General features: G+C 72.6%; 16 protein-coding genes and 1 pseudogene. 6 read left to right on the forward strand and 11 right to left on the reverse strand.

The window, feature by feature from the left end:
• Nucleotides 1-165: 165 nt before the first annotated feature.
• Nucleotides 166-1,347, forward strand: coding sequence for a low temperature requirement protein A (locus AB0A90_RS26365; RefSeq protein ID WP_357253208.1), 1,182 nt, complete (start codon nucleotides 166-168; stop codon nucleotides 1,345-1,347).
• 123 nt (nucleotides 1,348-1,470) lie between these two features.
• The gene (locus AB0A90_RS26370; RefSeq protein ID WP_357253210.1) at nucleotides 1,471-2,649 is read left to right on the forward strand and encodes a low temperature requirement protein A; all 1,179 of its coding nucleotides are present in this window, start codon (nucleotides 1,471-1,473) and stop codon (nucleotides 2,647-2,649) included.
• A 10-nt stretch (nucleotides 2,650-2,659) separates the two neighbouring features.
• Here AB0A90_RS26370 and AB0A90_RS26375 read toward each other — a convergent pair whose 3' ends face one another.
• The 4 genes from AB0A90_RS26375 to AB0A90_RS26390 all read right to left on the reverse strand — a co-directional run bounded on the left by AB0A90_RS26375 (nucleotide 2,660) and on the right by AB0A90_RS26390 (nucleotide 7,478).
• The gene (locus AB0A90_RS26375; protein WP_357253212.1) at nucleotides 2,660-3,232 is read right to left on the reverse strand and encodes a nucleosidase; all 573 of its coding nucleotides are present in this window, start codon (nucleotides 3,230-3,232) and stop codon (nucleotides 2,660-2,662) included.
• A 37-nt stretch (nucleotides 3,233-3,269) separates the two neighbouring features.
• Nucleotides 3,270-6,023 (reverse strand): Hsp70 family protein, encoded by a 2,754-nt coding sequence (locus AB0A90_RS26380; RefSeq protein WP_357253214.1) that lies wholly within the window; start codon nucleotides 6,021-6,023, stop codon nucleotides 3,270-3,272.
• Nucleotides 6,024-6,094: 71 nt separating this feature from the next.
• Nucleotides 6,095-6,556, reverse strand: a complete 462-nt coding sequence (locus AB0A90_RS26385) for a GNAT family N-acetyltransferase (RefSeq protein WP_357253216.1) — start codon at nucleotides 6,554-6,556, stop codon at nucleotides 6,095-6,097.
• Nucleotides 6,557-6,590: 34 nt separating this feature from the next.
• A complete protein-coding gene (locus AB0A90_RS26390; protein ID WP_357253218.1) occupies nucleotides 6,591-7,478 on the reverse strand; it encodes an NmrA/HSCARG family protein in 888 nt (295 codons plus the stop codon).
• Nucleotides 7,479-7,563: 85 nt separating this feature from the next.
• On the opposite strand from AB0A90_RS26390, the gene soxR reads away from it, so the two are divergent.
• The gene (gene soxR, locus AB0A90_RS26395) at nucleotides 7,564-8,070 is read left to right on the forward strand and encodes a redox-sensitive transcriptional activator SoxR (protein WP_357253220.1); all 507 of its coding nucleotides are present in this window, start codon (nucleotides 7,564-7,566) and stop codon (nucleotides 8,068-8,070) included.
• On the opposite strand, the gene AB0A90_RS26400 is transcribed toward soxR, so the two are convergent.
• The 7 genes from AB0A90_RS26400 to AB0A90_RS26430 all read right to left on the reverse strand — a co-directional run bounded on the left by AB0A90_RS26400 (nucleotide 8,037) and on the right by AB0A90_RS26430 (nucleotide 13,750).
• A complete protein-coding gene (locus tag AB0A90_RS26400; protein WP_357253222.1) occupies nucleotides 8,037-8,744 on the reverse strand; it encodes a dihydrofolate reductase family protein in 708 nt (235 codons plus the stop codon). The genes soxR and AB0A90_RS26400 overlap by 34 nt on opposite strands.
• Entirely contained in the window at nucleotides 8,741-9,406 is a 666-nt protein-coding gene (ribA, locus tag AB0A90_RS26405) for a GTP cyclohydrolase II (protein ID WP_357253225.1), read from the reverse strand. Before ribA ends, AB0A90_RS26400 begins: the two co-directional genes overlap by 4 nt.
• A 57-nt stretch (nucleotides 9,407-9,463) precedes the next feature.
• Nucleotides 9,464-10,402, reverse strand: a complete 939-nt coding sequence (locus AB0A90_RS26410) for a lysylphosphatidylglycerol synthase transmembrane domain-containing protein (protein ID WP_357253227.1) — start codon at nucleotides 10,400-10,402, stop codon at nucleotides 9,464-9,466.
• A 66-nt stretch (nucleotides 10,403-10,468) separates the two neighbouring features.
• Nucleotides 10,469-11,287 (reverse strand): class I SAM-dependent methyltransferase, encoded by an 819-nt coding sequence (locus AB0A90_RS26415; protein WP_357253229.1) that lies wholly within the window; start codon nucleotides 11,285-11,287, stop codon nucleotides 10,469-10,471.
• On the reverse strand, nucleotides 11,284-12,366 hold the full coding sequence (locus AB0A90_RS26420) for a glycosyltransferase family 4 protein (RefSeq protein ID WP_357253443.1): 1,083 nt from the start codon (nucleotides 12,364-12,366) through the stop codon (nucleotides 11,284-11,286). The genes AB0A90_RS26415 and AB0A90_RS26420 overlap by 4 nt, the downstream gene beginning before the upstream one ends.
• Complete coding sequence (locus AB0A90_RS26425) at nucleotides 12,366-12,764, reverse strand: 6-carboxytetrahydropterin synthase (protein ID WP_355029810.1); 399 nt, start codon at nucleotides 12,762-12,764, stop codon at nucleotides 12,366-12,368. The genes AB0A90_RS26420 and AB0A90_RS26425 overlap by 1 nt, the downstream gene beginning before the upstream one ends.
• A 2-nt stretch (nucleotides 12,765-12,766) precedes the next feature.
• Complete coding sequence (locus AB0A90_RS26430; protein ID WP_357253231.1) at nucleotides 12,767-13,750, reverse strand: dehydrogenase; 984 nt, start codon at nucleotides 13,748-13,750, stop codon at nucleotides 12,767-12,769.
• A gap of 543 nt (nucleotides 13,751-14,293) precedes the next feature.
• On the opposite strand from AB0A90_RS26430, the gene AB0A90_RS26435 reads away from it, so the two are divergent.
• The 3 genes and pseudogenes from AB0A90_RS26435 to AB0A90_RS26445 all read left to right on the forward strand — a co-directional run bounded on the left by AB0A90_RS26435 (nucleotide 14,294) and on the right by AB0A90_RS26445 (nucleotide 19,645).
• Nucleotides 14,294-14,623: a TraR/DksA C4-type zinc finger protein gene (locus tag AB0A90_RS26435; protein WP_357253233.1), complete on the forward strand. Its 330-nt coding sequence runs from the start codon at nucleotides 14,294-14,296 to the stop codon at nucleotides 14,621-14,623.
• A 270-nt stretch (nucleotides 14,624-14,893) separates the two neighbouring features.
• Nucleotides 14,894-15,913 (forward strand): annotated as a pseudogene (locus AB0A90_RS26440) (choice-of-anchor A family protein); the annotation flags it as partial.
• 36 nt (nucleotides 15,914-15,949) lie between these two features.
• Nucleotides 15,950-19,645, forward strand: a complete 3,696-nt coding sequence (locus AB0A90_RS26445) for a hypothetical protein (RefSeq protein WP_357253445.1) — start codon at nucleotides 15,950-15,952, stop codon at nucleotides 19,643-19,645.
• The last annotated feature ends 4 nt before the right edge of the window (nucleotides 19,646-19,649 follow it).

The following is a 19,649-nucleotide window of genomic DNA, read 5'->3' on the forward strand; positions in this document are numbered from 1 at the left end:
ACCTCCGCGAGGATCGAGCATGATGGATGCCCCCAAGCATCGCCCCGGGTCCGCCGCCGTGGCAACCTCCGGCCGTCCCCTCGCCGACCGGCGGGAATCGCCGATCCGGAGACGGAGCCCACCGACGCCGCCGATAATCCTCGGGAACACGGCGGGAGGCCGGGCATGACCACCGGAGAAGACGCGGCGCTGGTACGCCGGATGGAGGGGTCGACCCGGGCCACGCTGCTGGAGTTGCTCTTCGACGTCGTCTTCGTGGCCGCCCTCGCGTTGCTGTCGACACTGTTGACCGAGGAGCGCACCTGGGCCGGCAGCGCCAAGGTGCTGCTGATGCTGACCGCCATCTGGTGGACCTGGTCGCTCACCGCGACCACCACCGAGTTCTACGATCCGCGGCAGCGCCCGATCCAGGCCGTCCTGATGATCGCCATGGTCGGCTCGGTGGGGATGGCGGTGGCGCTGCCGATGGTCAGCGTCGCCCACCTGCTGCTCTTCGTGATCTCGTACGTCGGCACGCACGTGACGCGCTGCATCATCCTGGTCGTCGCCCTGCACCGGCAGGGGCACCGGACGGCCAGGGAGCGGGCCACCCGTTTTTTGTTCTGGTTCACGGTGTCCGGCGTCTTCTGGTTCGCCGGGGCGCTGTCCCACCGTCCGAACTGGGTGCTCTGGACCATCGCCATCACGATCGACCTGGTGGCCGGGGCAGCGCGCTACCCCACCCCCCGGCTGGGCAAGGTGCCCATCGAGCAGTACAAGCGGATCACCGGGCACCTGGGCGAGCGGTACCAGCAGTTCGTCATCCTGGCCCTCGGCGACATCATCCTGTTGCCGACCCTGCAGGTCAGCCGCGGCGAACTCGAATTTCTCCGGGTCGTCGCCCTGCTCTGCGCATTCGCCACCATGCTGCTGCTCTGGCAGATCTACGTGTTCCGCGCCAGCGAGTTGTTGGTGGCGGCCGAGGCCAGGGCGCCCCGGCCGGTACGGCTGGCTCCGTACACCCACCTGGCGCTGCTCGCCAGTGTGGTCGCCACGGCGGCCTCGTTCGAGATGGTCGTTCGCCATCCGACCGGAACGACACCGGTGCGGTGGCTCGTGTTGATCATCGGCGGCCCGGCGCTGTTCGTGCTCGGTCGCGTCCTGTTCGCCCTGCTGGTGGGCTGGACCGTGCCGTGGCGGCGGGTGGCCTGGCAGCTCACGCCCCTGCTGGTGCTGCCGTGGGCTGGCATCTGGCCGCCGCTGCTGGTCGCCGCCGTCGTGGCGCTCGCGCTGGCCGGTCACATCCTCGTCCCCGTCGGAGACCGGGAGACCGCGCCGGGGCTGGACGTCCGGCGAACCGACGACTGACCTCGGACGAGGTGCGGGCCGGCCGGCACCGCCCACCTCCCTGACCGGCGGGAATCGCCGATCCGGGGACGGTCTCCACCGGCACCGCCGATAATTCTCGGGAGACACGGCGGGAGGCCGGGCATGACCACCGGAGGCACCGCGGCACTGGTACGCCGGCCGGACGGGTCAACTCGGGCCACGCTGCTGGAACTGCTCTTCGACGTGGTCTTCGTGGCCTCACTCGCGCTGACCTCGACGCTGCTCGCGGAACGCCACACCTGGGCCGGCGCGGCGACGGTGCTGCTGATGTTGACGGCGATCTGGTGGACCTGGTCGGTCACCTCCACCACCACCGAGTTCTACGACCCGCAGCAGCGCCCCATCCAGACCATCCTGATGGTCGCCATGGTCGGGTCGGTGGGGATGGGCGCCTCGCTGCCGAAGGTCACCAGCGGGCACGCGCTGGTCTTCGCCACGGCGTACGTCGGCACGCACGTGATTCGCGGCATCATCCTGATCACGAAGTTGCACCAGCAGCGGCACCGGTCCGCCATGATCCGCGCCACCCGGTTCCTGTTCTGGTTCCTGGTGTCCGGCGTCTTCTGGATCAGCGGCGCGCTGTCCGACACGGCCCTCTGGACCCTCTGGACCATCGCCATCACGATCGACCTGGTCTCCGCGGCGGCCCGCTACCCCACGCCCGGGTTGGGTCGGGTGCCCTTCGACCAGTACGAGCGGACCACGGCGCACCTGGGAGAGCGGTACCAGCAGTTCGTCATCCTGGCCCTCGGCGACATCATCCTGGTGCCCACCCTGCAGGTCAGCCGGGGCGAGTTCGCCGGGCTCCGGGTCGCCGCGCTGTTCTGCGCGTTCGCCATCATGTTGCTGCTCTGGCAGGTCTACGTGTTCCGGGCCGGCGAACTGCTGGAGGCCGGCGCGAGGGCGGGGCGGCCGGCGCGGGTGGCCCCGTACACCCATCTGGTGATGCTGGCCGGCGTGGTCGCCACGGCGGCCTCGTTCGACCGGGTCGTCAGCCGGCCGACGGGCACGACACCGGTGGGGTGGCTCCTGCTGATCCTGGGTGGTCCGGCGCTGTTCGTGCTCGGCCGCGTCCTGTTCACCCTGCTGGTGTCCATGGTCGTGCCGTGGCGGCGAATGCTCTGCCTCCCCCTGCCGCTGCTGACCCTGCCCTGGGCCGGCCGGTGGCCGCCGCTGCTGGTCACCACGACCGTGGCGCTCGGGCTGGCCGCGCACATCCTGATACCGGGAGCGGCCCGGGAGACCACGCCGGGTCTGCGGGTGCGGCAACCCGACGACTGACGCGGCCCGGTCAGCCGAGGTGTTGGCCGGCCCACTCGGCGAGGTCCCGGGCGCACGCGTCCACCGACTCCCGCCAGGTGCGCGCCGCGCCGTCCCCCGCCTCGTCGCTGACCTGCTTGACCAGTCGGCACGGCACACCCGCCTGGGCGGCCGCCCACGCCACCGCGTACCCCTCCATGTCGACCAGGTCGGCGCGCTGCGCCAACCGGTCCCGCGCCGCGTCGTCGGCCACGAACGTGTCACCGGTGGCCAGCACCGCACCCTCGGCGGCCAGGGCCAGCGGCGCCCCGTAGGTCTCGCCGGTGAGCGTCCGCAGCAGGTCGGTGTCCAGGTCGTGCTGGAGCACGGTGGCGACCTCGTGGATGCCGGCCCATCCGGGGCGCAACGCACCCGCCGTACCCAGGTTGAGTAGCAGGCTGGGGCGCGGCCCGGCAGCCAGCACGGCGGCCACCGCGCTGGCGGCGTTCACCTTGCCCATGCCGGTCAGCAGCACCGGTAGCTCGGGCGGGAGGTAGCGGGCCTCCTCCCCGACGGCGAGCACCACCAACGGACGATCGGCGCGGACCGTACCCCGAAGATTCACCGGAGCATCGTACGAGCCGGCTTCGGGGCCGGTGACGTCAGTCCGTGGTGAAGCGGTACAGGACGAAGTCCTTCTCCGCGCCGCAGGCGATCACGTGGGTGTTCCACGAACAGGACGAGCTACGGACGTCCTTCAGCTCGCCCAACTCGTCCACCTCCCCGGACTCGGCCCACACACCGGCCAGCACCCGGTTGTCCGCGACGACGCTGGGCGCCTTGGCGAAGACCAGCAGGTTGCCCGCGTCCAGCCGGACCCCCACACCGCTCCGGTCGCGCAACACCGCCTTGCCGGAGGCGTCGAAGAGGGTGAACGCCGGCTCCGGGTACTCCCGCTGGGCGAGCAACTGCTCCCCCACCGGCACCAGGTCGGTCACACCCGGCGCCGGCCAGTGGTCCGCCTGTTCGCCCTCGGTGGCCGCCACCACCTCGGTGCGCTGGACGTCGCTGTTCGGCACCTGCAACAGGCAGGCCCGCCGCTCACCGCAGGCCACAAGTGCCTTCGGGCGCTGCTCGTCGTTGCCGGAGCGGTAGAGCACCACCGGTTCCGCGGTGGAACCCAGGTCGTACGCCAGCAGCTGGTAACCGCCCTCGTTGGCGGCCACGAACAGGCGGTCCTCGTGGGCGACCACCAGATCGTCGAGGTCGGCGACGTTGCCCCACTGGCGGAGCACCTTGCCGGATGCCAGGTCGAGCACCCGCACCGACCGGTCCGCACCCACCTGGACCAGTCGCCGCCCCTTGCCCGCCCACGGGTGGCGGGGCGTCCCGTCGAGGAAGGCGGGTCCACCCGCCGCCTCGTCGCTGCCCACCGGCCGGACCACGGTGCGACTGCCGTCGTACTGGTCGCGGGGGTTCGGCTGGTTCCACTTCTCGGTGCCGTCGCTCAGGCGCAGCCCGACCAGCCGGGCCGCCCCCCGGTCCACCAGCACCGCCGTGTCGTCCGCGACGTAGATGTCGTCGTCACCGCGCACCGTGCGCTGCCAGCGCTGGGTGCCCGAACGACCGTCCAGGACAGCCAGCGGGCGCGGGGTGCTGTCGCCCGGTGCGTCGCCGAGGACCGCGACCGCCCCGGGGGCGGCGATGATCGCCTTCCAGTCGTCGGCCCGCACGTCGGTCGCCCTGCGCCACAGCTCGTCGCCGGTGCCGGTGTCGACCGCCACCACCTCCAGCCGATCGTCCGGCAGGGGGAAGCCGAGGTAGGCCCGGTTGCCGAGGACCGCCGTCCACATCTCGGGCGGTCGCTCGCCGCCAGCCGTCGGCCGGGACAGTTCGCGCAGCGACGACGCGAACTCCAGGTCCGGGTAGCGGTCCCGGGTCAGGTACAGCGTCGCGGCGGCGCCCACCCCGAGCAGGGCCAGCACCGCGCCCAGCACCACCCAGCGCGCCCGCCGCCAGCGCGGAGCGCCCGCCGGACCGGCGGGCGGGCCGCCCTTCCAGCCCGGCGGGGGCGGACCGGCCGGTGGGGCGCCCGCCCAGCCCGGCGGGGGCGGACCGGCCGGTGGGGCGCCCGCCCAGCCCGGTCCCGGCGGCGTGGGCGAGCCCGGCCAGGGCTGCTGCGCCGGCACGGCCCCCGCCGGCCCCGCCGGCGCGGGCGGACTCACCGCGGCCGGTGGAGCGAGCTGCGGCCCGGCGTACGCCGGTGTCGGCACCTGTCGGCGCAGCGGGAGGTCGGTCAGCGCACCCTCGGCCACCGGCAGTTCGGGCTGGTCGAGCACCGTCGGCGCCACTCCCAGTTCGGTGTGCACCATGCGGGCCACCAGGGGGATCCGCGACGAGCCACCGACGAGGAACAGCCCGGCGAGCTGGTCGGGGCTGAGCCCGGCGGCGGCGATCACCTCCCGGGCCCGGTCCACCGCGCGGCGCAGCAGCGGCGTGGCCGCCCGCTCGACGTCGGCCCGGGTGAGCTGGACAGCTTCGGCCACCCCCGGCACCGCGACCGGCGCCACCGTCGAGCGGGACAGGGTCTCCTTCGCACCTCGTACCTCGTCCCAGAGCCTTACCTGGTCGCGGCGTTGCGTCGGGTCCTCCGGTCGGATCAGCCGGGTCCACTGCGCGGCGTGCCGCTCCCCGACCAGCTCGCCGACCCGCCGCACCAACGCGGCGTCGAGATCCAGGCCGCCCAGGTCCGGCAGGCCACCGTCGGCGACCACGCTGAACCCGGAGTCACCCCAGGGGTCCGCTCCCTCGTTGCGCAGCACCGCGACGTCGAGGGTCCCGCCGCCGAAGTCGAACACCGCTATCGCTTCGCCGACCGGCACCGGACGATGCAGCACCTGCGTGTAGTAGCGGGCGGCGGCCACCGGTTCCCGCAGCAGCCGGGTGCCCGGCGGCGTCGGCCCGGCGAGGGTGTGCTCGGCCACCTGCGGCCAGCCCGCCAGCAGCAGGGCGTCGGCGAGCACCTGCCGCCGCGTCGCGTCCCAGGCGGCCGGGCAGGTGAGCACGGCCGGGGGCAGGAACCCCACGGCGCCCACGGCGGCCCGCGCGACCGCCGCCAGCACCGCGGCGAGCAGGTCGGCCGGTGGGTACGAGCGGTCCCCGAGCACGATCGTCGGCTCGTCCACCCGGCGCTTCGGGTTCGCCTCGAACCGGGCCGGGTCCGTCTGGGCCAACCGGCGGGCGTCCCACCCGGTGTGCAGGGTGCCGTCCGGGTCGGCGTACACGGCGGACGGACTGAGTGGCTGACCGTCCATCAGCAGCGGACGGGTCCGCCCGTCCGGCCAGCGCAGCACCGCGACCGTGTTGGACGTACCGAGGTCGACGCCGAGGGCGAAACCCTCGTGCTGGCCTGCCATCTGCCCGATACCTCCGCCGCGACGAGGGGAACTCGACCCCGCATCGTACGCAGGCCCCGCCGCCCCGCTGATCAGTCGGTCAGGTGCCGTACCCCGACGATCTCGCCGCCGCTGGTCTCCCCGGTGGGGCGAAAGCCGAGCTTCAGGTAGAACCGCTCCGGGCCGTCCGTCCCCGGTTCCCACGTCGTGAACACGCGGTCGTGCCCGCGGTCGCGCGCCTCGGCGCAGACGGCCCGCACCGCGAAACGGCCGTACCCGCGACCCTGGTGCTCGGCGGCGATGTTCAGCCGCCACAGGCCCGAGCGCCTGTCGTCCGGGCTGGCCGGGTCCCACACGATGTCGAAGAAGCCCATCAGGAAGCCGACGATGTCGTCCCCCTCGACGATCAGCCGTGGCCACGCGACGTCGGGCTGCGCGTACGCCTCGGCGAGAGACCAGGCGACCGGAGACGAGAACGTCTCCTGCTCCGGTCGCACGCTCACCCGGCAGGCGGCTTCGACGTTGTCCGGGGTGATCTGCACGAGTCGCGGCACGCCGGCCACCCTATCGGGGCGGGCCGGTGCGGGCCTACTGCCAGCTCGGCCGCTCGGCGAGGACGCGGTCCCAGTCGACCGTGCGGACCCACTCCGCGTAACGGTGCCAGGTCACCTCCGGGTACCTGGCGCGCAGCCCGTCGATGTCGACGAAGTCGGTGTTGTCCTCGAACCGCTGGAACATGTCGGCGATCTCGTCGCCGGCCCACTGCCGGACCTGGTCCAACGGCATCTGCTGGTACGGGATCTCACGGCCGAGCACGTCGCTGAGGATGCCGGCCGCCTCGTCGCCGGTGATCCGGTCGGAGGCGACGTCGATCCGTTCGCCGACGAACCGGTCCGGGTGCTCGACGGCGTGCACGGCGAGACCGGCGATGTCGCGGACGGTCACCTGGTCCAGCGGCTTGCCGGCGGTCAGCGGATTGGCCAGGACACCGTCGGTCAGGCGGCTGAACCCGACGTTGAGCGCGTTCTCCATGAAGTACACCGGCCCGAGGACTGTGGCCCGGACCTGCTGATCCCGCAGGTACGCCTCCACGAGTTGCTTGCTGTCGGCATGGTCGAGCTCGGTGGGCACGAACCGGCCGGCACCGCGTACGGACGAGTAGACCAGGTGCGCGTCGACACGCGCCGCGACGTCGACGAGGTGGCGTCCCTGGGCGACCTCCTCGTCCTTCCCGCCGGATCCGAACGGGACGGACAGGCCGAAGATCGCATCGACGTCCTTGGCGGCGTCGGCGAGGCCCTCGGGGTGGGCCAGGTCCCCGGCGACGAGCCGGACTCCGGCGGTGGACAGCGCCACCGCGGCGGGCGAATCGGGCGACCGCACGTAGGCGACGACGTCGTGGCCGTGGTCGAGCAGCAGGTCGGCGACGGCGCCGCCCTGCTTGCCGGTGGCGCCGATGACGAGAACGTGTGCCATGAGGGTGCTCCCTGACTCGCGGTTGTGGACGCCGCCGAGTCTCTGGCCTCAACCTCGATTGAGGTCAAGTCCTAGGCTTGGTCCCATGCCCAGGGCGCGCACCACGTTTCACGAACTCACCGTCGGCCAGGTCGCCGACCGCAGCGGCGTCGCGATCTCCGCGCTGCACTTCTACGAACGCAAGGGCCTGATCAGCAGCAGCCGGACGGCGAGCAACCAGCGCCGGTACGCCCGCGACACGCTGCGCCGGGTGGCATTCATCCGGGCCTCCCAACACGTCGGCATCTCGCTGACGGTGATCCGGGAGGCCCTCGATCAGCTGCCGAGCGAACGCACCCCGACCCGCGACGACTGGGCTCGTCTGTCCGCCGACTGGCGCAACGTCCTCGACGAGCGCATCGAGCACCTGCGGGCGCTGCGGGACGACCTCACCGCGTGCATCGGGTGCGGCTGCCTCTCCCTGCGGGACTGCCACCTGACCAACCCCCGCGACGTGCTGGGCCGCGAGGGTCCCGGCGCCCGCCGCCTACCCACGCCGCAACCCCCGCTCCCCCCGGGTCAGCTTTCCGTGCAGCGGTCGGAGAGGGCGTAGCGCAGGAGCACCACATCGCCGATCTGGCGGGCCTCGACCAGCCGGGCGCGGCGGCCCGGGTGCCAGGGGAAACTCCCCTCGCCGACGAACCGGGGCGCCCGGCCGTCGCCGACGAAGAACGGGGCGACCACCAGGTGCAGTTCGTCGGCGAGACCGGCCGCGAGGAACTGGGCGTGCACCGTCCCGCCGCCCTCCACCATCAGCCGCCGCACGCCCCGCGCGGCCAGGTCGCTCACCAGCCACGCGGGGTCGACCGGCTCCCCCGCGTCGACCACCGTGGCCAGTCGACCGATACGTTCCCGGGTCTTCTCCAGCGCGCCGGTGGCGCAGTAGACGAGCCGGGTCGAGTCGCCGGCGGTGAAGAACCGGGCGGTCGGGTCGAGGTCACCGCGGGCGGTCAGGGTGACCTTGGCGGGCGAGGCGGGCCGACCACCCGCCACCCGTTCGGCCCGGCGGCTCGCGGAACGCACCAGCAGTCGAGGATCGTCACGGCGGACGGTGCCGGCGCCGACCAGGATCGCGTCGCAGCTGGCCCGAACCGCGTCGACCCGGTCCAGGTCGTCGTCGTTGGACAGCAGCAACCGCTTGTCGGACGTGTCGTCGATGTACCCGTCGATCGAGGCGGCGCAACTGAGCAGCACGTACGGCCGCGTCGGCGCCGGGGTGCGGCTCACTTGTCGACGGGCAGGTCGGGCGCGACCGAGACGACCTCCGCCGCCTTGGCGGCCTTGGCGGCCAGGTAGTCGGCGTTGGCCGGCGAGAGGAAGACGCTTGTGGGCACCTGTTCGGTGACGTCCACCCCGAGGCGGGTCAGCTGCACGGCCTTGTCCGGGTTGCTGCTCAGCAGTCGGATCCGCGGCACCCCCAGCGTGCTCAGCATCTGCGCGGCGGCGGTGTAGTCCCGCTCGTCCTCACCCCGGCCCAGCGCGACGTTCGCCTGGTAGGTGTCCAGCCCGGCGTCCTGCAACGCGTACGCGTCGAGCTTGGCGTACAGGCCGATGCCGCGGCCCTCCTGCCGCAGGTAGAGCAGGAAACCGCCGGTCTCGGTGATCCGCTGCACCGCCTCGCGCAACTGCGGCCCGCAGTCGCAACGTTGGCTGCCGAACACGTCGCCGGTCAGGCACTCGCTGTGCGGGCGGACCAGCGGCGGCTCTCCCCCGGCGGCGAGCCGGTCCAGGGCGCCCGCCCAGTCGCCGAGGCCGAGCGCGAGGTGCTCCCGACCGTCCACCAGGCCCTTGAACGAGAACACCCGGACCGTCGTGGTGTAGCCGTCGGGAAACGTCAACGGCACCGTGACCTGCGTACGGATCGTGGCTACCGGCAATGCTTCGGGCATGGGACTCCTCTGTCCGGCGTCACCGGCGCGCGGCGACGCGTGTTCCTCACCACCGACTCAACAACCGCCAACGGGGGCGGCTTCCCGGGCGGCGACCGGATGTCGGTTCCGTCGCACCAGCAGCACCGCGGCTCCGGGCAGGCTCGCGACCAGGATCAGTGCACCGTAGACGGTGGCGGTGGCGACGCCCTCGGCCGCGCTGAGGCCGGCCGCGCCGAAAACCCACGCGGCAACTCCCTCGCGCGGTCCGAAACCGGCGACGTTCAGCGGCAGGCCCATGGCGAGGAGTGCGAGCAGCGTCAACGGCAGCAGCCGCGTCAGCGGGGCGTCGGATCCGGCGGTGCGGGCTGCCACCAGGAAGGTGGCCAGGTGACCGGCGACCATCACCGTGGAGGCGATCAGCACGCCGAACCAGGTGCGCCGGGACAGCAGCCCGGACCGCACGTCCGCCCCGGCGGTGCGCAGCGCCCGCGCCCAGCGCGACGGGCCGGCGTTCGGCACGGCCCGGGCCAGCAGCACCGCGACCAGTCCGGCCGCGACCAGCAGCGCGGCGGCGAGCGGCAGATACGTCCGCACCGGGGACGGGAAGGCGGCGAGCACCACGAGCGCGACGCCGACGAGCACCACCTGCCCGGCGGTACGTTCCCAGACCACCGCGCGGATGCCCCGGCTGACGTCCCCGGCGTCGCGGCCGTGGCGGACCGCCCGGTGCACGTCACCGAGCACCCCGCCGGGCAGGGTGGCGTTGAGGAACACGGCCCGGTAGCAGTGCGCCACCGCGGTCGCCAGCGGCAGCCGCACGCCCAGGCCACCGGCGACCAGACTCCACCGCCACGCCGCGCAGACCGTGGTGAGCACCCCGATGACAAGCGCGGCGGCCAGAGCCGGCGCGTCGATCAGCTGGACGCCGGCGACGAACGGGCCGCTGCCCACCTGCCACAGCAGGACGGCGAGCAGACCCACCCCGCCGACCACTCGTGCCCAGGCCCAGAACATCGACGCCGGCCCTCCCCTTGAAGATCGTCCACTTGTTCTAGTGCACGTACCCAGGGTGGGAACGGTTCATCCACCCGCGAGGAGGTCACTGTGTTCGACAAGCACGCCGAGCCGACCGGCCGCCGCGTCGGCCAGCCGCCGCCGGGCGTACGCCTCGGCCGGGCCGGCCAGGTCGGGACGCTGCGCGCAGGCCGCACTCAGCCAGCCCCGGAACCACTCGGCGGCCAGGTCGGCCTGCTCCGGGCCGAGCCGCCACGGGCTGGGCCGTTCCCGCACGTCCACGCCGCGTCGCGCGAACGCGGCGGCGGTGGCGGCGACGGCGTCCGGACCGAGCAGTCGTCGGCCGTCGACGGTACGCCGTTGGTGGTCGTTGAACGCGGCCTCGACCGCGGCGTCCAACGGGTCGGCCGGGGTGAGTCGAACCCGCCCGGTCACCGAGACGGCGAACAGGGTGGGCCGGCCGACGCAGGCGGCCACCACCCGTTCGACCTCCTCGGCGGTCAGCATGTCCAGCAGGGCGGACGCGGTGACCAGGGACCCGTCGGCCAGGTCGGCGGCGCTGAGCCGGGTGAGGTCGCCGCACCGGGTGTCCACGGTGACCGGGGCGCCGTCGGCGGCGACCACGCCGGTCATGCCCGCGGCGGCACGCGCAAGCAGATCGGCGTCACGGTCGTGCAGCACCCAGTGCTGCGGGCCGGGCAGCCGGGTGGCCAGCCAGCGGCTCATCGAGCCGGTGCCGCTGCCCAGGTCGTGGATCACGGTCGGCGTGGCACCGGTCAGCCGGGGGCGGACGGCGTCCAGCAGGTCCTCGGCCCGCGCCGCCGCGTCGGCCGGCTCCCGCAGCCGCAACCAGTCGGCGAACGGCAGGGTCTCCTCGACGGTCATGCCGCCACCTCCTCCAGTACGGCGGCCAGCGACGCGGTCGTCACCGTCCAGTCGGTCAGGGTGTGCCGCCGGGCGAGGGCCGACCAGCGCAGCCGGGCCCGCAGCAGCTCGTCGCCCAACCACCAGCTCAGCGCGCCGGCCAGGGCGGCCGGATCGTCCGGTGGCACCAGCAGCCCCGGCACGTCACCGTCGGCGGTCCGGCCGAGCGCCTCGGGCAGGCCACCCACCTGGGTGGTCAGCACCGGCAGGCCCCGGGCGAGCGCCTCGGTGACGACCATGCCGTACGTCTCGCCCCGCGACGGCAGCACCAGCAGGTCGGCGGCGTCGTACGCGGCGTCGAGCGCGGCGCCCGTCAGCGGCCCGGCGAACCGCACCCGGTCGGCGAGGCCCGCGTCGACGAGCCGGTCGCGCAGCCGGTGCACCAGTTCGGGCTCCCGGGTCAGCGTGCCGGCGCAGACAAGCGTCCAGGTCGACTCGGCCCGGATGGTCAACGCGTCGACGAGCACGTCGTGGCCCTTGTGGTGGGTGACCGCGGCCACGCAGAGCAGCCGGTCTCCGGCGGCCGAGCCGGGGGGCGCCAGCGGAGCGGGCGTCACGCCCGGCGGCGCGACCCGGATCCGGTCGCGGCGCAGCGGGTGGCGCAGCAGCAGGCGGCGGCGGGTCCACTCGCTGGTGGTGACGACGGCCCGCGCGGCGGCCAGCGCCCGGCCCTCCGCCTCGTCGTCGAACGGCATGTGCACGAGGACGACCAGGCGCAACCGGTCGGCGTGCGGGGCGAGCAGGTCCGGCACGGTCGAGGCGACCAGACCGTCGAGCAGCACCACGGCGTCGTCCGGGGCGGCGGTGAGCACCGCGGCCAGGGCCGCCCGATCGGCCGGCCCGGGGCTCGGCCAGGCCCCGGGCACCGCGTGTTCGTGCACCGCCCAGCCTCGGTCGGTGAGCCCCGCACAGACGCGCCGGTCGTAGGTGTTGCCGCCACTGGGTGCGGCCGGGTCGTCGATGTCGCCGGGCAGGACGACGTGCACCGTACGGCTGGTGCTACCCGAGCCGGCGGAGAGCGTCGCCCGGCCCGCATCGATCACAGTGACCGCTCGTAGCTGGCCCAGGCGACGTGCGACTCGTGCAGGGTGACGGTGATGCCGGCCAGCTCGCGGGCACCGGCCCCCAACTGGCCGGCGTGCACGCGCTCGGCCAGCCGGTCCGCGACCGTACGGGCCAGCACCTCGGTGGTGGTGTTCACCCCGGCGAAGGCCGGCTCGTCGTCGAGGTTGCGGTAGGTCAGCTCGCCCAGGACGGCCCGCAGCTGCTCGGTGGCCAGGCCGATGTCGACCACGATGCCGTCGGCGTCCAGGTCGGCACGGCGGAACGTCGCGTCCACCACGAACGTCGCCCCGTGCAGGCGTTGGGCGGGACCGAACACCTCGCCCTGGAAACTGTGGGCGATCATCATGTGATCCCGAACGGTCACGCTGAACACGGTCACTCCCCGTCGTCGTAGGTGATGAGGTGGCAGAGGGCGGTCAGGTCGCCCGCGCTCAGTCTGGCGAGGACGTCGGGCAACTCCGCGAACCGGGACGCGCCGGTGATCAGCGCGTCGAAGGCCGGATCGTCGAGCAGGTCCAGGGCGAGCGCCAGCCGGTCGGTGTAGCTGCGCCGTCCCCGCCGGGCGGGAGCGACCATGCCGACCTGGCTGCTGCGTACGGTGAGCCGACCGGAGTGGAACGACCCGCCCAGCGACACCTGCACCGGGCGGTCGCCGTACCAGCTCAGCTCGATGACCGTGCCCTCCGGCGCGAGCAGGTCCAGGGCGTGTTGCAGGCCGGCGCCGGTGGCGCTGGCGTGCACGACCAGGTCGCGGTCGCCGCTCGCGTCGGCCGGTTGGGCGAACCCGACGCCGAGCGCGCCAGCCACCCCGGCCCGGCGAGTGTCGACGTCGACGAGTTCGACCTGCACGCCGGGGAACCGGGCGAGCAGGGCGGCGACGCAGCAGCCCACCATGCCCGCGCCGATCACGGTGACCCGGTCGCCGACCAGCGGCGCGGCGTCCCACAGCGCATTGATCGCGGTCTCCACCGTGCCGGCGAGCACCGCCCGGGCGGGCGGCACCCCGTCCGGCACGGGCACCACGGCGGTGGCCGGCACGACGTACGCGCTCTGGTGCGGGTGCAGGCAGAACACCGTGCGCCCGAGCAGCTCCGGCGGACCCTGTTCGACCTCCCCGACGCTGAGGTAGCCGTACTTGACCGGGCCGGGGAAGTCACCCTCCTGAAAGGGCGCGCGCATCGCGGCGTACTGGTCGGTGGGCACCCGGCCGGCGAAGACGAGCGTCTCGGTGCCCCGGCTTACCCCGGAGTAGCGGGCGCGGACCAGCACCTCGTCGGGGCCGGGCGTCGGCAGCGACACCGGCCGGATCTCCGCCGTGCCGGGCTCGCGCACCCAGCAGGCGTACGCCTCGCGGATCACCGTCGCACACCTCACCTCGTACTCCCGGCCGCACAGCGCGGCCGTCCCCGGTCGGGTCGTCGATCATAAGCACGGAGGTACCGAGTCCACAGTTCGACGGTCTCCGGTGATCGGCCCAGGGCGCTGCCAGCCGTGCTGGCGACGCGTCACCGGTCCCGTGCCTCGACTGTGCTCAGAAGTCCGATGCCGCCCGGGGTGCCATCGCCTGTCCCGATGCGTTGAGCGTGGATCAAGGGGCGTTGGCTTCCGGGCGTTGGCCGCCCTATGGTGGGGGCATGCCGTGGGTGAACTTCCGCTCGCCAGCCGTCACCGACGTGACGGCTGGCAGTGCTGCCCGCGTCGTGACGGCTGCGCGCGGCAAGGCGTGCATGGGGGTTCCGGTCGTCGGTGCCCTCTACATCGTGCCCACGCTCGGGACGTCCAGCCCGGCGCGCACCGGCCGAGGCCCTCCCGCGGAATCGTTGCATCCCAGAACGACCGCAGGGCGAAGCTACTCAGGCTTCGGCCCTTTTTCTTTTTCCTCGTCTTTCTGAAGGGCAGACCATGAGCATCGATCAACGCGCTGTCGAGCACGGTTGGCTGGCTGATCTACGAGCGTCCCTGACGGACGAATTCGCGACGCAGACGGCTCGGCTACGGGAACTGACCGAACTCAACGCCGACACCGGCGACCCGGGCGAGGCCCACAACCAGGCCGCCCTGCTGGTGGCCACCCGCCGCCACATCGAGCAGATCACCGCTGCGCTGAGCCGGATCGCCGATGGCACCTACGGCGCCTGCGAGAGGTGCCGCGCGAGCATCCCGGCCGAGCGCCTCGAAGTCCTCCCGCATGCCCGCTTCTGCGTGCCGTGCCAGGAGAAGCACAAGGGGTGACACCTGGGCTGGTGCGAACTCGCGCGGGCCGGACCGGAGGGGATCCGATCCGGCCCGCGCGGCCCGCGACCCGGGACGATCTCGGCTACGGCCAGCCGCCCGGCTAAACGGACAAAAGCCCATCAAATACTCTTTTACCCCTATACGCTCCCCTGGCACATTCGAACCAACGGGGGCGTGATGAGGATTTCTTCGTGGGGTAGGCGCAGGTCACGGGGCGCGGCGCTGGTCGCCGTCGGCGGCCTGCTGGCAGTCAACACTCTGCTGGCGTTGACGCCGGCCGAACCCCCGCTGGGCCAGGTGCTGGTCGCGGCCGAGGACATCGGACCGGTCAACCCGGTCGCCGAGGCGCTGAGCTTCGGGGTGATGACCGAAGGCAACGCCGGTGTGTTCAGCGACGAGAACGAGGGCACCCTCGCCGTCGGTGGCGACCTCACCTTCGGCGGCTACCAACTGGCCGGGGCCACCGCCGGGTCGTTCGTCGTGCCGGGCGACGCCAACCCGACCGCGCTGGTCGTGGGTGGACGGGTGAACTTCGCCGGCAGCGTCGGCGGCAGCCGGCTCCAGGTGCTCAACGGCGGGTACGCCAAGGTCGGCGACCTGACCGGCACGTTCGTCCGGGACACCGACAACAACGGCGCCCAGGTCAACACCCGGATCCTGCCGTCGGACAACTACGACGCCGCACCTCGCGTCGAGTTGGTCACCCGGCAGCCGGTCGCCAGCGTCGGACCCGCCTCCCCGATCAACTTCGTCGGCGCCTTCGCGAGTTTCCGCGACACCACCGCCGGGCTGGCCACCTGCAACAACACGGTGGTGCTACGCACACCGAACGGTGACGTGCTGCCCCGGCCGATCTCGGCGGGCAGCAACGCCGTGGTCACCCTGACACCCGGTGTGACGAACGTGCTCAACCTCAGCGCGAGCGATCTGAGCAACATCCAGACGCTGACCTTCGCCAGCCAGCCCACCGCGGACACTCCGTTGCTGGTCAACGTGGACACCAGCGGTGTCGGCAACGACTTCGCCTGGACCGCCCCGAACTTCTCCGGCATCGGCGGCCCGCAGGCGCGCTACATCCTCTTCAACTTCCCGACCGCCACCGCGCTCACCCTCACCCAGGGGGCGGCCACGGTCGAGGGCACCATCTACGCCCCCAACGCCAGCCTCACCGACCTCTCGGCCAGCAACACCGAGGGCAGCGTCATCACCCGTACGCTGGACCACCGCGGCGGCGAGATCCACTACTTCCCGTTCAGCACCACGCTCGCCTGCGCGGGTGGCACCCCGGCGGACATCGAGCTGGTCAAGTCGTCGACCACCACGGTGATCACCAGCGTCGGCCAGCAGGTCCCGTACTCGTTCCACGTGGTCAACACCGGCGGCGTCCCGCTCACCAACATCTCGGTCAGCGACACGCAGACCCCGCCGTCGTCGAACGGCAACCTGGGACCGATCACCTGCGCCGCCACCACCCTCGTCCCCGGGGCGCGGACCGCGTGCACCGCCACCTACACCGTCACCCAGGCCGACCTCGACAACAACGGGGTCACCAACGTGGCCACCGCCCAGGGCACTCCGCCAGGTGGTTCCCCGGTGGTCTCCGAACCGGAGACCCTGACCATCCCGGCGCAGGGGCTCACCGCCGCCGTCACCGTGGTGAAGTCGTCCACCACCGCGTCGATCGGCTCGGTGGGCCAGCAGGTGCCCTACCGCTACCTGGTCGCCAACACCGGCGGCGTGACCCTGACCAACATCGGTATCACCGACGTGCAGGCACCGCCGTCGTCGAACGCGAACCTCGGCCCGATCACCTGCCCGCTCACCACGCTGACTCCCGGCCAGACCACCACCTGCACCGCCACCTACACGGTCACCCAGGCCGACCTCGACAACAACAGGGTCACCGACACCGCCACCGCGCAGGGCACGCCGCCCAGTGGCACCCCGGTCACCTCACCACCCTCGACGCTGACCATTCCCGAGGCGGGTCTGACGCCGTCGATCACGGTGACGAAGACCTCCACCACCGCGTCGATCACCACGGTCGGACAGCAGGTGCCGTACTCGTTCCACGTGGTCAACACCGGTGGACTCACGTTGACGAACATCAACGTCACGGACGTACAGGCGCCGCCGTCGTCGAACGCCAACCTCGGCCCGATCACCTGCCCCGTCACCACCCTCGCCCCCGGCGCGCGGACCGGGTGCACCGCCACCTACACCGTCACCCAGGCCGACCTCGACAACGACGGCGTCACCAACACCGCCGTCGCCCACGGCACCCCGCCCGGGGGTGGCACACCGGTGGACTCGCCGCCCTCGACGCTGACCCTGCCGGAGACCGGCCTGGTCGCCTCGATCGCGGTGGTGAAGACGTCCACGACCACCACGATCACCACCATCGGGCAGCGGGTGCCGTACTCGTTCCACGTGGTCAACACCGGCGGGTACACCCTGACCAACGTCGGCGTCACCGACGTTCAGACGCCGCCGTCGTCGAACACGAACCTCGGCCCGATCACCTGCGCCGCCACCACCCTCGCCCCCGGAGCGCGGACCGCGTGCACCGCCACGTACCTGGTCACCCAGGCCGACCTGGACGCCGGCTCGGTACGCGACACCGCCACCGCGCACGGCACCCCGCCCGGCGGCCGTCCGCCCGTGCAGTCGCCGCCGTCGACGCTTGTCATCCCGAACGGCGAGGTGTCCCCGGCCATCGCGATCGTGAAGTTCTCCACCACCGAGGCGATCAGGTCGGTGGGTCAACAGGTGCCCTACCAGTTCCTCGTCGCGAACACCGGCGGCCTGACCCTGAACAACGTCAACGTCACGGACGTGCAGGATCCCCCGTCGTCGAACGCGAACCTCGGGCCGATCACCTGCCCGCAGACCACGCTCGGCCCCGGCCAGACCACCACGTGCACCGCCACCTACACCGTCACCCAGGCCGACCTGGACCACGACGAGGTGACCGACATCGCCACCGCGCACGGCACCCCGCCGGGCACGGAGGAGCCGGTCGACTCGGACCAGTCGGTGCTGACCATTCCGGCGGCCGACGTCACCCCGTCGATCGCGGTGGTCAAGTCGTCCACCACCACGTCGATCACGACGGTCGGGCAGCAGGTGCCCTACCAGTTCCTCGTGATCAACAACGGGAACCTCACGCTGACCAACGTAAATGTCACCGACGCGCAGACCCCACCCTCGTCGAACGCGAACCTCGGGCCGATCACCTGCCCGCAGACCACGCTCGCGCCCGGTGCGGTGACCGCCTGCACCGCCACCTACACCGTCACCCAGGCCGACCTGGACAACAACACGGTCGTCGACGTCGCCACCGCGCACGGCAACCCGCCGGGCAGTGACACGCCCATCGACTCGCCACCGTCCACGCTGACGATCCCGGAGACCGGCCTGGTCGCCGCGATCTCGGTGGTCAAGGTCTCCGAGACCGTCATGATCGGCGCGGTCGGGCAGCAGGTGCCCTACCGGTTCCACGTGGTCAACACCGGCGGGCTCACGCTGACCACCGTCAACGTCACCGACGTTCAGGCACCGCCGTCGTCGAACGCCAACCTCGGGCCGATCACCTGCGCGACCACCACGCTCGCGCCGGGCGAGGCCACCGGCTGCACCGCGACGTACACCGTCACACAGGCCGACCTCGACAACGGCGGGGTCACCGACACCGCCACCGCACACGGGACGCCGCCCGGCGCCGCGCCGGTGAACTCGCCGCCCTCGACGCTGACCATCCCCGAGGCGGGGCTCACCGCCGACATCGAGGTGATCAAGTCGTCGACGACGGTGGCGATCACCGCGCCGGGGCAGCAGGTGCCGTTCACCTTCCTGGTGGTCAACACCGGTGGCCTCACCCTCACCGGCGTGACCGTCAACGACACCGTGCTGCCGCCGTCCGTGGGCAACGGGCTCGGGCCGATCACCTGCGGTCCGCAGAACACCCCGAACGGCGAGGTGACGCTGGCTCCGGGCGCTGACATCCAGTGTCGGGCGACCTACACGGTGACCGCGGAGGACTTCGCCGGCACGGCGCTGATCAACGTCGCCACCGCCACGGGCACACCACCGAGCGGAACGCCTCCGGTCTCCCCGCCGTCGTCGCTGGACATTCCGATCCCGCACCCGGAGATCGCCATCACCAAGGCGGTGACGCCAAGCGTGGTGTCCGCGGCCGGTGACACGGTCACGTACCAATTCGTGGTGACCAACACCGGCAACACCTCGCTCAGCGCGGTGACGGTCGACGAGACCGAGTTCTCCGGCACCGGCACACCCGGGGCGATCACCTGCGGCACGCCGCCGGTGGCCAGCGGCGACGTCACCCTGCCGGCCGGAGGAAGCACCACCTGCACGTCGACCTACACCGTCACCGCGGCCGACATCGAGGCCGGCAGGATCACCAACACCGCCGTCGCCGCCGGCACGCCGCCGACCATCCCCGGGCAACAACCACCGGGGCCGGTACGCTCCCAGCCGGCGACCGCCGAGGTCACGGCCACCCGCGGTGCGGCGATCGCCGTGGTGAAGTCCAGCAGCACCGACAAGATCGGTCGGCCGGGCCAGCAGGTGCCGTTCCAGTTCGTGGTCACCAACACCGGGCAGGTGGCCCTGACCGACGTGACGGTCACCGACACCCTCACCGCGCCGGCCGCGCCGACGAACCTCGGCGCGATCACCTGCGGTCCAGACCGGACACCCAACGGGGCCGTGACCCTCGCGGCGGGCGCCGCCGTCACCTGTTCGGCGACCTACACCGTCAGCAAGGCCGACTATCACCACGGGTCGGTGCGCAACACGGCGACCGTGACCGGCACCCCGCCGGACGGTCCGGCACCGGTCTCCCCGGAATCGACCATCACCATCCCGGTGAAGGGCAAGCTCCCGGTGACCGGCGAGTCGTTCCCGATCGGGGGCTGGATGACCGCCGGCCTGCTGGCGGTACTCCTCGGCGCCACGTTGCTGCTGATCGTCCGGCAGCGTAGGGCCCGCGCCTAGCGCG

The organism is Micromonospora sp. NPDC049204, assembly GCF_040647935.1.
GTDB lineage: Bacteria > Actinomycetota > Actinomycetes > Mycobacteriales > Micromonosporaceae > Micromonospora.